Origin of the sequence: Clostridium fallax (assembly GCF_900129365.1) — a bacterium.
In the GTDB taxonomy this organism is placed as follows: domain Bacteria; phylum Bacillota; class Clostridia; order Clostridiales; family Clostridiaceae; genus Clostridium_AH; species Clostridium_AH fallax.
Window position 1 is genome coordinate 1 of the sequence record NZ_FQVM01000014.1, and the last position, 16,996, is coordinate 16,996.

The 16,996-nt window shown below is 26.4% G+C and carries 15 protein-coding genes and 1 other annotated feature; of the genes, 4 read left to right on the top strand and 11 right to left on the bottom strand.

Translation table 11 applies throughout. The annotated features are described in order from the left end of the window. The coding region (locus tag BUA70_RS07970) for a ribonuclease H-like domain-containing protein (protein ID WP_072896044.1) at positions 1-534 on the bottom strand (534 nt) is incomplete at its 3' end. Between the two features lies 1 nt (position 535). Continuing rightward, positions 536-2,227 carry an arginine--tRNA ligase gene (gene argS / locus BUA70_RS07975; RefSeq protein ID WP_072896047.1) on the bottom strand — a complete coding sequence of 564 codons (1,692 nt, stop codon included), beginning with the start codon at positions 2,225-2,227 and terminating at the stop codon, positions 536-538. Positions 2,228-2,291: 64 nt separating this feature from the next. Further along, positions 2,292-2,520, bottom strand: a binding site (T-box leader). 292 nt (positions 2,521-2,812) lie between these two features. On the opposite strand from argS, the gene BUA70_RS07980 reads away from it, so the two are divergent. Beyond that, positions 2,813-4,330: a Ppx/GppA phosphatase family protein gene (locus BUA70_RS07980; RefSeq protein ID WP_072896051.1), complete on the top strand. Its 1,518-nt coding sequence runs from the start codon at positions 2,813-2,815 to the stop codon at positions 4,328-4,330. A gap of 224 nt (positions 4,331-4,554) precedes the next feature. Here the strand turns inward: BUA70_RS07980 and BUA70_RS07985 are convergent, their stop codons facing one another. The 7 genes from BUA70_RS07985 to BUA70_RS08015 all read right to left on the bottom strand — a co-directional run bounded on the left by BUA70_RS07985 (position 4,555) and on the right by BUA70_RS08015 (position 11,342). Beyond that, entirely contained in the window at positions 4,555-5,475 is a 921-nt protein-coding gene (locus tag BUA70_RS07985; protein ID WP_072896054.1) for a DMT family transporter, read from the bottom strand. Between the two features lie 103 nt (positions 5,476-5,578). After that, positions 5,579-5,821 carry a DUF3892 domain-containing protein gene (locus BUA70_RS07990; protein WP_072896057.1) on the bottom strand — a complete coding sequence of 81 codons (243 nt, stop codon included), beginning with the start codon at positions 5,819-5,821 and terminating at the stop codon, positions 5,579-5,581. A 59-nt stretch (positions 5,822-5,880) separates the two neighbouring features. After that, positions 5,881-6,528 (bottom strand): site-2 protease family protein, encoded by a 648-nt coding sequence (locus tag BUA70_RS07995; RefSeq protein ID WP_072896061.1) that lies wholly within the window; start codon positions 6,526-6,528, stop codon positions 5,881-5,883. 40 nt (positions 6,529-6,568) lie between these two features. Continuing rightward, positions 6,569-7,588, bottom strand: a complete 1,020-nt coding sequence (locus BUA70_RS08000; protein WP_072896066.1) for a hypothetical protein — start codon at positions 7,586-7,588, stop codon at positions 6,569-6,571. Positions 7,589-7,610: 22 nt separating this feature from the next. Continuing rightward, on the bottom strand, positions 7,611-8,630 hold the full coding sequence (locus BUA70_RS08005) for a phosphodiester glycosidase family protein (RefSeq protein WP_072896069.1): 1,020 nt from the start codon (positions 8,628-8,630) through the stop codon (positions 7,611-7,613). Between the two features lie 171 nt (positions 8,631-8,801). Beyond that, positions 8,802-10,178 carry a PhoH family protein gene (locus tag BUA70_RS08010; RefSeq protein WP_072896072.1) on the bottom strand — a complete coding sequence of 459 codons (1,377 nt, stop codon included), beginning with the start codon at positions 10,176-10,178 and terminating at the stop codon, positions 8,802-8,804. A 228-nt stretch (positions 10,179-10,406) separates the two neighbouring features. Then, positions 10,407-11,342: an LCP family protein gene (locus tag BUA70_RS08015; RefSeq protein WP_072896075.1), complete on the bottom strand. Its 936-nt coding sequence runs from the start codon at positions 11,340-11,342 to the stop codon at positions 10,407-10,409. A 217-nt stretch (positions 11,343-11,559) separates the two neighbouring features. Between BUA70_RS08015 and rocF the strand changes: the two genes are divergently transcribed. From rocF to rd, 3 genes are all read left to right on the top strand, one after another. Next, complete coding sequence (gene rocF / locus BUA70_RS08020; protein WP_072896078.1) at positions 11,560-12,462, top strand: arginase; 903 nt, start codon at positions 11,560-11,562, stop codon at positions 12,460-12,462. 87 nt (positions 12,463-12,549) lie between these two features. Continuing rightward, entirely contained in the window at positions 12,550-13,164 is a 615-nt protein-coding gene (locus BUA70_RS08025; protein ID WP_072896081.1) for a 3'-5' exonuclease, read from the top strand. A gap of 332 nt (positions 13,165-13,496) precedes the next feature. Continuing rightward, positions 13,497-13,661 (top strand): rubredoxin, encoded by a 165-nt coding sequence (gene rd / locus BUA70_RS08030; RefSeq protein ID WP_072896084.1) that lies wholly within the window; start codon positions 13,497-13,499, stop codon positions 13,659-13,661. Positions 13,662-13,834: 173 nt separating this feature from the next. Here rd and pflA read toward each other — a convergent pair whose 3' ends face one another. Further along, entirely contained in the window at positions 13,835-14,557 is a 723-nt protein-coding gene (gene pflA / locus BUA70_RS08035) for a pyruvate formate-lyase-activating protein (RefSeq protein WP_072896088.1), read from the bottom strand. Position 14,558: 1 nt separating this feature from the next. Next, entirely contained in the window at positions 14,559-16,784 is a 2,226-nt protein-coding gene (pflB, locus tag BUA70_RS08040; RefSeq protein ID WP_072896091.1) for a formate C-acetyltransferase, read from the bottom strand. Positions 16,785-16,996 lie beyond the last annotated feature (212 nt).

Sequence of the window (16,996 nt, forward strand, 5' to 3'; positions counted from 1 at the left end):
AAGATTGTGTATAATCATATATTCTTTAAGAGTCTTATTTTTATATTCCATATATTCATAAAAAAGCTCTTTACACTCTTTTCCTGAAATATTATCTTTTCTTTCTATACCTAAATATTTTTCTAAACTTTTTAGAGATATTCCTTCTAAATTTAGAGAACTTTTATATAAGCTTATTATTCTATATAAATCTATATGATAATCTATTTCTAGCTTATTAAAACCATTAAATTCCAATCTACTTTGAAGAAAAGGTTCATCAAATGCTTTTCCATTAAATGTACAAAATTTATTTTTGTCTCCGATTATTTGTAAAAAATTTTGAAGAAGAAGCGTTTCATCTTCTTCTTCAAAAATAACCTTAGCCTTATAAATATTATTTTCTATATATCCTAAAGCTATAGAAAAAATCTTATCTTCTATTTTATTAAATCCAGTAGCTTCTATATCTAAAAAAATATATTTATTTAAATGGAACTCTTTTATTATATTATCATCTAAAATTTTTCTAGATTTTCTAGTTATAATGTCCATATTACATCTTTTCTACTACATCTAACCCTATTAAAGCTAATCCATTTTTAATTACTTGACAAGTAGCTTTAACTAATTGTAGTCTAGCACTCTTTAAGCTTTCATCTTCTAAATTTGAAACTGTATGATTATTATAGAACTTATTAAAATCTTTAGCTACTTCTATAACATATCTAGTAACTATTGATGGCTCTAATTTTTCTATAGCTAATAATATTGATTTTTGGAATGATTCTAAAGTTTTAGCTAGTTCAAATTCTTCTTTAGAAGTCAATTTTGAAAAATCTGGTTCTGCTTTACATTCCCCAACTTTTCTTAATATACTCTTAGCTCTTGCATAAGAATATTGAACATATGGACCTGTTTCTCCATCAAAACTTAACATTTCCTTCCAATCAAATACTATATCTCTTTCCCTACTATTTTTAAGATAAGTAAATATCATAGCTCCTATACCTATCTTTTTAGCAACTTCTTCTTTATTTTCAAGCTCAGGGTTTTTTTCATTTATTACTTCTAAAGTTTTACTTACTGCCTCATTTAATAAATCCTCTAAAAGTACTACATCTCCCTTTCTAGTTGAAAGCTTTTTATCTGCAAACTTAACTAATCCAAATGGAATATGCACACAATTTTTTGCCCAATCCTCACCAGCAAGCTCTAATACTTTAAAAACTTGTTTAAAGTGTAATGATTGATCTTTTCCAACTACATATATACATTTATCAAAATCATAAGTTTTCTTTCTATACATAGCAGCTGCTAAATCTCTTGTTGCATATATTGATGCTCCATCTGATTTTAAAACTATACAAGGAGGCATATTATAGTCTTCAAGCATTACAACCTTAGCTCCGTTACTCTCTGTTAATAGACCTTTTTCTGTAAGCTCTTCAACTACTACATCCATTTTATCGTTGTAGAAACTTTCGCCTGCCCATGAGTCAAAATCTACTCCTAACTGGCTATAAATCTTATTAAACTCTTTAAGAGAAAGGTTTCTAAATCTTTCCCATAATTCTGTAGCTTCCTTATCTCCATCTTCAAGCTTTTTAAAGTACATTCTTCCTTCATCTTCTAATTCAGGATTCTTTTCTGCTTCATCATGAAACTTAACATATATTCTTAAAAGTTCACTTATAGGATCTTTTTCTAAGGCTTCTTCATCAACCCATCTTTTATAAGCTGATATAAGTTTACCAAATTGAGTTCCCCAATCTCCTAAGTGATTTATCCTTTCGCAGTTATATCCTTCAAAAGATAGCATTTTATATAATGCATTTCCTATAACAGTAGTAAATAAGTGTCCTACGTGGAAAGGCTTTGCAATATTTGGTGATGAATATTCAACAACTACATTCTTTTCTTCTCCTATTTTAGATGCACCATAATTATCTTTCTCTTCAAGTACCTTACTTATTATATCTTTTGCAAAGGATGCTTTATCTACAAAAAAGTTTAAATAAGGTCCTAAGTTAACTATCTTTTCATAGCCTTCTCCATTTATCTTATCCTTTAATTCCTCTGCAATCATATTAGGAGCTTTTCTCATAACCTTTGCTAATTGAAAGCATGGAAAAGCATAATCACCCATCTCTGGTTTTGGTGGTATTTCTATTAATTTTTCTATAGTTTCTAAGTCTAAATCAACAAATTCTTTTATTCTTTCAGCAGTTTGCTTTTTATAATCCATATATTATTCCTCCTATAAAAATATTTATATATTCATATAATAAAAAAACCGCCTCTTTTAAATAAAAAGAGACGGATATATCCGCGGTACCACTCCAATTGATGATATTATTAATAATCATCCACTTAATAATTTTAACGTAATTAACGGCTAGCCTTATTCTGCTTTAAAATTAAAACATTTAGGGCCGCTTCTCAAAGGCTCTTTTCTTATAATATAGTTTATAGAGCTTACACCATCCTCTACTCGCTTAAAACATCTACTATAGTACTTTTCCTCTTCAAGGAATTTAATTATTCTATTTTCTTATATATTATACAGATATACATAAATTATTGTCAATACATAAGTAATTTTTACTTAAATTATTATTAATTATATATTTAATTTATAATTTTATTTTTTACTATTCTCTTTAATTATTTACCAAAATCTTAACAAATATAATAATAATTAGTATTTAATTATTATTAATTATTCTAAAATTAAACTTTTCTCCAAAAATTTCTTTTTATCCTTGTAAAACATAAGAAAGTTATATAACATTGTATCTATAGAATTATTGCAATAAAGAAGGAGTTAAAAATGAAAAGAATAGGTGTTATTAGTATAGGTGCTAACTCTATTAAACTAATGCTTTCTGAAGTAGAGGATAGCGGTTATTTTAAAATAATTGATGAACTTAAAGGAACTGTAAGATTAGCCTGTGATTTAATGAATTCTTCAACTATATCAGAAGAAAAAATAGAATCTGCTTTATCTACACTAAAATCCTTTAAATCCCTTTGTACTTTGTCTGGTGCTTCTCAAATAATCACAGTAATAACTGAAGATATTTCAGCAGCAGAAAATAAAGAAATACTAAAAGACAGAATCATTAAAGAACTTAATATTACTCCAAGAATTTTAACATATGATGAAGAAATTTATTACATATATTTAGGCATAATAAATAGTATGTATTCTGAAACTTCTCTTATGGTTGATATAGGTGGAACATCTACTCATTTAGCTGTAATTAAAGGAGAAGAACTTTTAGAAAGAGCTACTATTCCTATAGGTTGTGTAAATTTAAGTAATAAATTTTCTCTTCGTGATATAATAACTTATGATAATGCAGAAAGCGCAAATGAATTTGTTGAAAATATTTTAAAAGAAATACCTTGGCTAAAAAAATATGAATTCCATAATATAATAGGTTTAGGTGGATCTATAAGAAATCTTTGTAAAGTAGATAGAAGAAAAAAACACTATCCTTTAGATTTATCTCATAACTATTCTATGAATGATTATGATATATCTGATATTTATAATCTTATGAAATGTAAAAATCTAAAGCAAAGGGCAAAAATAGATGGGCTATCTAGTGATAGAGCTGACGTAATTTTAGGAGCAGTAACAATTTTAAATAGAATTACTAAATATACAAATATTGAAAAAATAACTTTATGCGGTAGAGGATTAAGAGAAGGTATCTTAAATCAATATTTAAATCAAAATTATCCTTCTTCTAAAGAAGATATATTAGAATTTAGTATTCATGGAATTATGGAAACATTAAATATGAATGTTTCTCATGCAAATAATGTTTATAGATTAACTAAAAAACTTTTTACAGAATTAAAATCTCTCCATAAATTAGGGGATAATTATCAAAATATCATAAAGACTTCCGCCTTACTTCATGATTGTGGCATAAGCATTAGATATTATGATCACCATCTTCACTCAATGTATATAATTCTAAACTCACATATAAATGGATTATCGCATAAAGAAATCCTTATTAGTGGATTTGCAGCAGCTTTCCATAGAAATAATAATTTTCATATTCCATTAGTAAAATTTTCAGGAATTTTAAATAAATTAGATGTAGCTGCAACAGAAAAAATAGGAATACTTCTTAGAATTGCAGAAGGTCTTGATAGAAGCTTAGATGGATCTGTTTATGATTTAAATATTTCTATAAAGGAAGATACTGTAGAAATTTTACTTTATTCTAATAATGATTTAGATTTAGAAATTCATCAAGCTTTAAGATCTAAAGATAAATTCTCTGAAATTTATCAAAAAGAACTTATTATAAAAAAGGCAGAAATATAAATCTTAAACATAAGTTTTCTAATAAAAGAAAAAAGCTGTTTTAATATGGAATTAAGTTTCCTCCTTAAGACAGCTAATTTTTATAAAAACCAAATATAATTATATAAAAAATGTATCTTTAAAAATAACTTTAAGCTTATTTTAAGATACATCTTTTTCTTTTAAAATATTTTATCACGCTATTTTAAATTAGAATATTATATAAATTCTTTTACTATTAAGTTTTAAAGAAAAGCATTTTCTTCCTTAAGATTAACTTTTCCTTTATTCTCTTTTTTATCTTTACTTTCCATAGATATGATTATTACAGAAAATAGTATTAAAATAGTTCCAAAAATCATTATACTAGTTATAGACTCATTAAATAACGCAACACCTAATATAAGACTTACAATTGGTTCAAAAGTTCCTAAAATAGATGCTGAAGTTGCTCCTATTACTTTAACTGCTTTAATAAGTAAAATTGTTGCAATAATAGTTGATACTACTGAAAGTCCAAAATAAGAAAATATCAGTTCTCTATTAAAATGAAGTGTTAATCCTCCATTAAAATAACTTAACAATGTTATTGTACTTCCTGCAAATAAAGAAAAATAAAAAGTCATAACTTTATTATCTAAAGTTTTTATAGCCTTATTATTCATACTTAAAATACAACAAGAATAAGAAACACCAGAAACTAAAGCAAGACCTACTCCTTTTAAATTAACTCCAGAATTACTTACCCCTACTAAAAGATATACTCCTACAGCAGATAAAATTAATGCTCCTACTTTATTTTTGCTTAGCTTTTCTTTAAATACTAAAAAACTAAATATACAAACAAAAGCTGGATAAATAAAATGTATTGTAGTTGCAAGACCTACACTCATATATCTATAGGATAAAAATAAAGTTTCTGTTGTAAAGGTGTATCCTAAAGATCCTATTAAAATTAGGGTTATAAGCTGCTTTTTACTAACCTTAAAAGAAGTTTTAGTAATAATTCCAAAAATAAAAAGTATTATAGCTGCTACTAAAAATCTAAAACTTAATACTGTTGATGTATTTGATCCATTATTATAAGCAACTTTTGCAAATATCGGCATAAGTCCAAAAGCTACTGAAGAAAGTATTGCAAAAATTATACCTTTGTATTTATTCATCTCAATCCTCCATTTTCCAAAACATACAGTTAATATTATACTCATTTTTTTTCTTAAATAAAGAAAAAAATAAGATAAGCTAATTAGCTTATCTTATTTTTATTTAAAATTGCTCTAAATTACTTAAATTATTGGATTCTTTTCCATCTGGAATACTTTTTAAATATTCTTCTCCAGTTTTGCTCTTACTTATAATTACGTCTTGTATTTTACCATTCTTAGCAAACTCTACTGCTTCTTCTTTAGATAAAATTTCACCGTTAGAAAGCTTATAAGCTTCTATTTCATCTTTACTGTCTTTTTTTATGGCAACTATCTTTTGAGCACTGTATGTTTCATCTTTCATACTATCACTCCTTATATTTTATTAATAATAGTTTGCCTAAAATATTTATTTATATACTTTTAAAACATTATAATATTAACTAAAGAAAGTATACTATCAGTTATATAATAAGCAGGTGTTGATATAATATATGGGCTGATTATTACTGCTCCAAATAAAAGTATATATTGATACTTATAAAATTTATCTATATATTTATAGAAAAACTTAGGAAACATATCTACTAAAACATTAAATCCGTCAAATCCAGGTATTGGTAATAAATTAAAAATAAATAAATTAACATTTAAAATAATTGAAACCTTAAATATTTTGCTTAATATTCCTAAAATAGTACCAGCATCTGAAAATTGAGCAATCTTTACTATAACTCCTAGTAAAAATCCACTTAAAATAGCTACCATTAAGTTAGCTAAAGGCCCTGCAATTGAAACTTTCAAATCATCTTTATAGTAATTTTTAAAGGCTCTTCTATTTACTGTTACAGGTTTTGCCCAACCAAAGCCTGATATTATAATAAGTAAAGTTCCTACTAAATCTAAATGTGCTAAAGGATTTAACGTTAATCTTCCTTCATATCTTGGAGTTTTATCTCCTAACATATCTGCAACCCTTGCATGAGCATACTCATGAAAGGTAAAAGCTAATAAAATTCCAGGAATCATTGTAAGATAATTTAGCATCTGTAATTTTACTGCACCGGTCATCTAATACCTCCTAATTTTAAAGTTTTTAATATCTAAAGTCTTATTTAAATTCTTGAATATTTAACTTACTGTCTATAAGTGTACCATATCCATCATCAAAAATTGAAATAAACTTTCCTTTATAATTATATTTTTTATCTTTAGATAAATCTATAAGTTCTCCTTTAAAACTATCATTATAAAATATTTGTCCTTTTTGAGAAATTAATATATCATCTTTTTCTACTGAATCCTTTAAGTTTATAGTCTTCCAGTCATTTGTATTTTCTCCTAAAGTTCCATATTTTATTTCTGATATTTTTTCTCCACTTAAAATTCCTACATATACAACATCTTCACTATCCACCTTAAGAAGTTTTACTTTATTTTTACCGAAAGCCAATTTCTTTTGAGGACTGGTTACATAAATTTGCTTATTATAGCTATCTTCATAAAGAAGCCTATCTTCATGAGGTATAACTTCTATATTTCCTACACTTTTACACATTAAGGATTCTTTTTTTAACTTTTGATTTATATCTAATCTATAAATTTTAGTATATTTATTTTCATCAGTAATCTTTAAATATGTAACATCAGTTAAAGTTGAAGCTTCTATAGAGCTTAATTCACTTTTTTTGCTTATTTCTGATATTGAAGTTATCTCTCTTTTTTCATTTTTTGCTACATCATAATAGGATAAAGTAAGCATTCCACTATTATTATTTCTCTCTCCTATTAATATTCTATGCCTATCACTTAACCAAGTATAATTCATAAGTTTAGAATTTATATTATTTTTAACTTCTAACGTGCTTCCATCCCAAGTATTTGAAACTTTAAGTATACCACTATCTTCATAAGATATATATTTTCCATCAAAGGATAATTTAATATTTTTAGAGCCTTCTGGTACCTTTATATTTGCTAACTTTTTAGGAGCCTTATCTTTAACTTCTATCTTTTTACTTTTTACACTTCCATCACTTTGGAAAAAATACTTATCTAAAAACAATAATCCTGCTACTTGTACAATCAAAGACACTATTACCCACGCAAAAATTATTCTAACCTTCTTCATAACTGTCTGTTTAACTTCCTTTCTACTTAACCATAACTACTGATGGTACCGCTCTTTCTCCTAAGTGATCTGAAGGATTATTTATAACTTCTCCCTCAAAATACATAGTAGTAGATTTTCCTCCATCTAAATTAACAGCATTAACTGCTCCATATTGTAACATTACATCTTGAGCTTCCTTTAAAGTTGCTCCTATAGAATTTAATATTTGTCGTCCATCAATTACTAAAAATAACATAGAACCATCTTTTCTTTGTCCTATAACTGTTCTTGGAGCAATTCCCCATCCTCCATCTCCAGTTTTTATTGTTGGTTTTCCATTAACAACTAAAGGTGGTCCAAAACTTATTGCTTCTGTAACATTATATTTTTTTAATTCATTTGGAGAATACTTTCCTACTAATAATCTGCCTTTATTTGTAATTGCCATCATTTCTACCTTAGCATCTGGTTTTAAGTCATTAAACACTTCTTTTCCATCAGATATAATAATTCCTGTTGGGGTTCCTCCATTTCCAGTCCATTCTGAAGTTGCAGAAACATCAGTAAAACCTCCTCCGTTTATAGCTGCCACTGCATTAAAGTTTTTAGCTATTTGAGAAGTAGTTTGTCCCTCTCTTCCTAATTTAGAAGAATATCCAACCTTTACTCTTGTAGGATCCTTTACAACTAAAATATATCCCTTAAATTTCTTTCCTTCTATATCATATCTTTCTATAGTGTCATCATGCTTTTTAGGCAATAACACTTCTTGACTATTATTATCTTGTTTAATTTCTTCTATAGAATTTTCTCCTAAAATCTCATTAATCTTATCTTTAGATAAAAAAGCTGTAGCTAAGTATTGATGACTTAAAGATGTCATAGCTGCTCCAACTAAGCTTCTTTTCACATTTTGAAAAGGACCATAGTAAATTAAAAAAGGTACTGTTATCATCGTAAAAATCAATTCAAATATTATAAATTTAAAAAAAGTTCCCCATTTAAATTTTTTCTTTTTCATTTTCTTATGTTTATAAAAATTCTTTTTTCTTCTTACCATTTCATACTTCCTTCTTCATCATGATATTTAAAGCATATCTACATTTTACAACATTTAAATATGAATTTACTACAAAAAATTTATATTTTAACCTAAATTTAATTTTACAAATAAAAATGCTTTAGAACTAATTCATAAAAAAATCAGTACCTAAAGCATATTTTAGTAGATTTAAAGCCTAATAGCTGCCTCATTAGCTAATGAGCTTCTTTCACATTCTTCATATTTTAATGTTATTTGAAAACAAATAGAACTTCCCTTCATTTTTTCAGAAGCATAACATAATCCATTAGATCTTGAATCTAGAAAAGCTTGATCTATTTGATCTGGATCACCAATTAAAATTACTTTACTACCTTCTCCAGCCCTTGTTATTATAGCTTTTACTTGCTTTGGAGTAAGATTTTGGGCTTCATCTATTATAATCCAAGTCTTAACTATGGATCTTCCCCTTAAATAAGCTACTGCCTCTGTAGTTATTATTTTTCTATCAAATAACTCTTCTATTTTATCATCAAGTTCTTTTTGATTTTTATATCTTTCATTTTCATCTGAATCTACTAATATTTCTAAATTATCAAAAATAGGTCTCATAAAAGGAGCTATTTTTTCTCGCTCAGAACCTGGTAAGTATCCTATATCCTCATCCATAGTTACATTTGGTCTACATACTAATATTCTTCTATATTTATTGCTAGGATCTTCTAATATATTTTGTAGTCCTGCTGCTAAAGAAAATAGAGTTTTTGCTGTACCAGCAGGACCCTTTACAATAACTAAAGGTGCATTTTTAGCATCTGTACATAAACATTCTAACATGAATTTTTGCCCTACATTTCTAGGTGATAAATTTAGTATTTTATGATCTTTAAATCTTAAAGGAACTATTTTTTTACCATCAAATCTTCCCAATGCAGTTTTTTTGCTATTCATTGTTGAATGAATAATCAAAAATTGATTTATTGTAAGCTCTGGAGTAATATAGCTTCCTGTATCCTCATGGAAAAAAGTTATATTTTCTTTTTCCATATATTTATTTTTAAAGAAATTATCTAAATTTTCATCAGTAGCATAAACTTCTATTCTGCCAGTATACTGTTCATCAAAATTTGGAACTACCGATTCGTAAAAATCTTCTACATTTATATTAACTGTGTCAGCTTTTATTCTCTCAAAAATATCTTTAGTTATTAAAAATACATTTTCCCCATCTTCCTTTAGGGCTACACATACCTGAATTATTCTATTATCTGGTTTTTTTATATCCCAAGCAGGAGGTATTTTTACATTATAATGATTGGTTTCAACTCTTAGCCTTCCACCGTTAGGTAAATTAACACCTTTTCTTAAATTTCCTTTCTTTCTAAAATTATCTAAAATTCTAGCTGCATGTCTTGCATTTACTCCTAAATCATTATTTAACTTTTTAAAGTTATCAAGCTCTTCTAAAACTACTTCTGGAATAACTACATCATTATCTTCAAAAGATAAAAGAGCACTTGGTGAGTAAAGTAAAACATTTGTATCTAATACATATGTTTTTTTCAAACTTATAACCTCCCTTACTTTCTTAATGTCTCTTTAATATTAAATTCTTTATAAATTATATGATTAGATTTATTCCTTTAAAACTTAAATTTCCAATAGTTTTTCTTTAAATAATATTTTTTTATTTATTTTTATTAAAAATAGATAAAGACTAAATTTTGCTTCTCACAATTAATTTAGTCTTTATAAAAATCATTAATTAAAAATATAATTTTATTTTTATATTATTTAGTTTTCATATATAAATTTATTAATTATTTCAGAGTTTTTTTCTTTATCCATTAGTATAACCCATTTACCTTTATATAGTTTGCCTTCACTGTACTCTTTCGTAGGTATTTGTATTTGCTCTATATTAGAATCATTTATTTTATAGGCAAAATATAAATATTTTAATAAGGTAACAGGTTCTATATTAGTCTGTATATTTTCTAAAGCAGTGGATATTAATGAAGGATACTCTATAGGATTTATATTTTTTAGCTTTTCAAATAATAGCTTTAAAACCCTTCTTTGCCTTTCATCTCTTTCATAAATCCCATCTCCAACTTTTCTTATTCTTGCATAAGCTAAGGTTTGTTGCCCATCTAAAATTTGTCTTCCTCTCTTTTCTAACTTTTTAGATTTTTCTTCATTAAATTCTCCGATATACTTATTTATCTCTTTTATCTCATAGTCCTTTACCTCTATTTCCACTCCACCTAGCTTATCTATAACTTCTTCAAAGCCCCAAAAGTTAATTTCTATGTATTTATCTATTTTTATATTTAAATTTCTATATATAGTATCACAGAGTAAATTAGCTCCTCCAAAAGAGTATGCACTATTTATCTTATCCTTATCATGATTATAAATATCTACATAAGTATCTCTTAAAATAGATGTTAGTTTAATTTTATTATTTTTATTATCCAAAGTTCCAATTATTATACTATCTGCTCTTCCTCTCTCACTTTCTTCTCTTTTATCTGTACCTATTAATAATATATTTATTGTATCTTCCTTTTCCTTTAAATTTTCTTCCTTTAAATCTTCTTTTATTTCCTTAAAATCTATATTATCTTCTTTATAGGTTAAAGTTTTTATATTTTTATACATATATATGGATATAAGTGCTATTATACTTATTATAAGGATAATTATTAATTTTACATATTTTTTCATATGATCACCTAAAATCTTATTTTAATATTAATTATTTATTAAAAAAACACTAAATAAAGATAATTTATATATATTATTTATAAAGTTATTAAACTTTATTCTTATTCACACAAAATTCATATATATATATTTTATAAACTACTTATATTTTTTTTCATTTTAATATATAATCAATTTTGTTATTTTGATAATAAATATGTATTGGAGGTATGCAGAAGTGGATATTAATATAATAGGAGTTCCTATTTATTATGGATGTGATAGAAAAGGCGTAGAAAATGGCCCAAATAAATTAAGAGAGAAAGGTTTAATATCCATACTTAGCCAAAATTCCTTAAATAAGGTTTTTGACTTTGGTAATTTAAATGTAGAAATAGTAAGTGAAGATAAAAAATATGAAAATCATAATAAAATGAAATATTTATCTCCAATTACAGAATTAAATAAAAACTTAGCTCATATTGTTTATAGCTCTCTTAAGGGTGGTTCTTTTCCTTTTGTAGTAGGCGGAGATCATTCTCTAGGTCTTGGAAGCCTAGCAGGTGCTTCTAAATATTTTAAAGATGACCTTGCTGTAATTTGGGTAGATGCCCATGGTGATATAAATACTTTTGACTCTTCTCCTAGCGGTAATGTTCATGGAATGCCTTTAGCAGCTTCTATGGGATTTGGATATAAAGACTTAACAAATCTTTATTTTCATGGAAGAAAAATAGATCCTAAAAAGGTATTTATTATTTGTGCTAGAGATTTAGATGAAGGAGAACAATCTTTAATAAAAAATGAAGGTTTAAATGTATGGTCAACTAATTACATACAAAATATTGGTGTAGAAGCTTTAATGGATGAAGTTTACAAGAAATTAGATGAAATAAAAGTTAATAATATTCATTTAAGCTTTGATATAGATTGTTTAGATTCATCCTTAGTTCCTGGAACAGGTACTCCTGTTGATTCTGGTATGAATTTTAATGAAGTAAAAAAAATATTAGAAAAAATATTAGAAACTAAAAAAGTAAGATCTATGGATTTTGTAGAATTTAATCCTGAAATTGATAAAGATAATATAACTTTAAATAACTGCCTAGATATGTTAAAAGTTATAGGCAATAATTTATAAAATCTCAGCTTTCTGAGATTTTTTTACTATATTTTAATACTCTTTTGTATTATCATATAAATATAGCTTATTATAGGAGGATACATAATGAAGTTATTGTTTTTTGATACTGAAACAACAAGCATAAGACCTGGTAGTATATGCCAACTTAGTTATATAATCGTTGATTCTTCAACTAAACCTCAAAGCACTATAGGTAGAAATTTCTTCTTTTCTGTAGATGAGATGGATCCTTCTGCTGAACAAATTCATGGATTTTCAATAGAAAAGCTTTATGAACTTAGTGAAGGTAAATACTTTGAAGATTTAATTGATGATTTTTATAATGATTTTTTAACTGCTGATTTTGTTATTGGTCATAATGTTAATTTTGATATAAAATTTTTAAAACATCAACTTTTCTCTATGGGTGATGATTATGAACCTAAACATACTTTTTGTACAATGAATTATTATAAAGATATATGCAAACTTCTTAGGCCTAACGGGGATTATAAAAATCCAAAATTAGAAGAAGTAGTTAAATTCTTAAATATATCTAAAGAGCAAATATCTGAAACTGCTGATAAATTATTTAAAGGCAGTGGAAATTATCATGATGCAAGATTTGATACTGCAGCTACTTATCTTATAGTTGTGGAAGGAATTAAAAAAGGGTTTATTAAACCAAAATTTTTTACAAATCAATTAATTAATTCTTAAAATTTAATATTAAACTCTCTAAAGAAGCTTTCTATTTTCTTAGGAATGCTTCTTTTTTGGTTTATAATAAAAATTGTATTTATTTAATAATTATAGGAATTAATTTCTTCTATAATTTTTATGTTTTTAACAAACTAATTTTTATTTTAATGTTATTAAATAAAATAAATATTATTTTAATAAAATTTATATAAATTCGTTAAAATAATAATAAATAACTTTTTACATTTTCCATCTTGTTTTTATATATTTTTCTGTTATAATTATTATTGTAATTAAGAAAGAATAATTATTACTTAACAGATTATTTGAATATACAGGAGGTACTTATTATGAAAAAATATGTTTGTGATGTTTGCGGTTATATATACGATCCAGAGCTAGGAGATCCAGATAACGGCGTAGAACCTGGAACAGCATTTGAAAATTTACCTGAAGATTGGGTTTGTCCTCTTTGCTTCGTTGGTAAAGATGAATTTTCAGTAGTTGAAGAATAATTTAATAATCCTTTAAATATAGACCTAAAAGTATTAGGTCTATATATTTTTTTATTTTAAATATTACTATCTTAAAAATAAAAAAAATAAGAAGACTATATAGTCTTCTTATTTTTTATCTTTTTATTAAATTTTTAATAAACTTTATAATATAGTTAAGTTTTAGCTATAATTTATATTTTCATAATATAATCTTTTAATTTTTTTTCTATTTCTTTTGTTTTATCTTTATCCATAGCAGGAATACCTTCTAACCTATAAGGTACTCTAAGCTCTTTAAATTTATTTACTCCAAGTAAATGGTATGGTAATAATTCTATTTTTTCTACATTATTTATATTTTTTATTATTGATGCTAACTTTTTTATGTGGTTATCTCCATCTGTTACTCCTGGTACAACTACATGTCTTATCCAAAACTTTTTCCCCATAGAATTTGCTATTTCAAGAAATTTTTCTGATTCTTTCATATCTCTTAAAGTAAGGTTTTTAAAGGACTCTTTATCACTATGTTTTAAATCAAATAATATTAAATCAACATATTTTAATATTTCTTCATATCCGCCTACTCCACATCCAGCAGTATCTAAAACTGTATGAACACCATTTTTTTTGCATAGTTTTAATGTTTCTAGCAAAAATTCTTTTTGAAGTAAAGGCTCTCCTCCTGAGAAAGTAACTCCTCCATTACCTTTTGAAAAATAAGGTTTAAATCTTAATATTCTTTTAACAAGATCTTCTGGAGTAAATTCATTACCTCCTTCAAGATTCCATGTATCTACATTATGACAATATGCACATCTTAAGTTACATCCTTGAAAAAATACTACTACTCTAACACCTGGTCCATCTACTAGCCCCATTGATTCTATAGAATGTATTCTTCCTTTTATCATATTAAAGACTTTCGTGGAAAGTTCTGCTTATTACTTCTAATTGTTGCTCCTTTGTTAATCTAACAAAGTTAACAGCATATCCTGAAACTCTTATTGTTAGTGATGGATACTTTTCTGGATTGTTCATAGCATCTATTAATGTTTCTCTGTTAAACACATTTACATTTAAGTGATGAGCCCCTTGAACAAAATAACCATCTAATATTGTAACAAGATTATTTACTCTGCTTTCCATTTCCTTTCCTAAAGCATCTGGTACTATTGAGAATGTATTTGAAACACCATCTTCACAGCAAGGAACATATGGTATTTTAGCTACTGAATTTAGTGATGCTAGAGCTCCATTTTTATCTCTTCCATGCATTGGATTTGCTCCTGGTGCTAGAGGCTCTCCTTTTTTTCTTCCGTCTGGTGTTGTACCAGTTTTTTTACCATATACAACATTTGAAGTTATTGTAAGAATTGATAATGTATGCTTTGCATTTCTATATAATGGATGTTTCTTTAATTCCTTAGAGAATTTATCCACAATCATAACTGCTAAATCATCTACTCTATCGTCATCATTACCGTATGTTGGGAAGTCTCCAAAACTTTCAAAATCTACAGCTATACCATTTTCTCTTATAACCTTAACTTTTCCATATTTTATTGCACTTAATGAATCTGCTGCTACAGAAAGACCTGCTATACCAAAAGCCATAAGTCTTCCAACTGAAGTATCATGTAATGCCATTTGACCTGCTTCATAAGCATATTTATCATGCATATAATGAATTACATTCATTGTATCTACATAAAGCTTCGCTACCTTTTCTAAAACCTTAAAATAGTTATCTTTAACTTTATTAATATCTAAAATTTCATCATTAATAGGCTCAATTCCTTCTATTACTTTGATACCTTTCTTTTCATCAACTCCACCATTTATAGCATAAAGTAATGCTTTTGCAACATTACATCTAGCTCCAAAGAACTGCATTTGCTTTCCAACTTTCATTGCAGATACACAGCAAGCTATAGCGTAATCATCACCATAAACTGGTCTCATAACTTCGTCATTTTCATATTGAATTGAGTCTGTTAATATTGACATCTCTGCACAGTACTTTTTAAAGTTTTCTGGAAGTTTATCTGACCATAAAACTGTCATATTAGGCTCCGGTGCTGATCCTAAGTTTATTAATGTATGAAGATATCTAAATGAGTTTTTAGTTACAAGTGGTTTACCATTTATTCCAACTCCTCCTATTGATTCAGTAACCCAAGTTGGATCTCCTGCAAATAACTCATTATATTCTGGAGTTCTTAAGTGTCTTACTAATCTTAATTTAATTATAAATTGATCTATAATCTCTTGAGCTTCTTCCTCTGTTATAACTCCATTTTCTAAGTCTCTTTCTATATATATATCTAAGAAGGTACTAGTTCTTCCTAAGGACATTGCAGCTCCATTATTTTCTTTTACAGCAGCTAAATATCCCATATATACCCATTGTACCGCTTCTCTGGCATTAGATGCTGGCTTTGATAAATCAACTCCATATTTTAATGCCATAGATTTTATTTTTTCTAAAGCTCTAATTTGCTCTGAAACTTCTTCTCTTAATCTTATTAGTTCATCTAGTAAATCACCTTTTAAGTTATCTAAATCTTCTTTCTTTTTTTCTATTAAGTAATCTATACCATAAAGAGCTATTCTTCTATAGTCACCTATTATTCTTCCTCTTCCATATGCATCAGGAAGTCCTGTTAAAAGGCCAGCTGTTCTTGCAAGTCTTGTTTCCTTTGTATATGCATCAAAAACACCTTCATTATGTGTTTTTCTATATGCCGGAAAATACTTTTCTATATCCTTATCCATTTCATACCCATAGTCTTTAAGAGAGTTTTGAACCATTCTCCATCCACCCCATGGATTTACTATTCTCTTTAATGGAGCATCAGTTTGAAGTCCTACTATAACTTCATTTTCCTTATCTATATATCCCGGTTCATAGTTATCTATACCAGAAACTCTATCTGTTGCAACATCTATTATTCCTTTTTCTATTTCTTTTACTATTAAATTACTAGCTTTTTCCCATACTTTCTTAGTTTTTCCTGAAATTGGTGCTAAAAAGTCTTTACTTCCTTCATATAATTTATAGTTCTTTTGAATAAAACCTCTTACATCAATTTGTTCTTTCCAATTACCTTCTTTAAAGCCTTCCCATTGTTTAAACATCTTAGTCCTCCTTATAGCAATTTTATCTATAAAATTTTTCTATTATTTATTTATTTGCATTTTTAGTATTTATGAACTATTTACTGCTCATTATTAATAATACATTAATATTAATAATATATTTATAAATATTATCAAATATTTTTTAAAATATTACTTATTTCGTCAAAAAAAGAAGATAAACCTAAAAGTTTACCCTCTTACTTTAACAT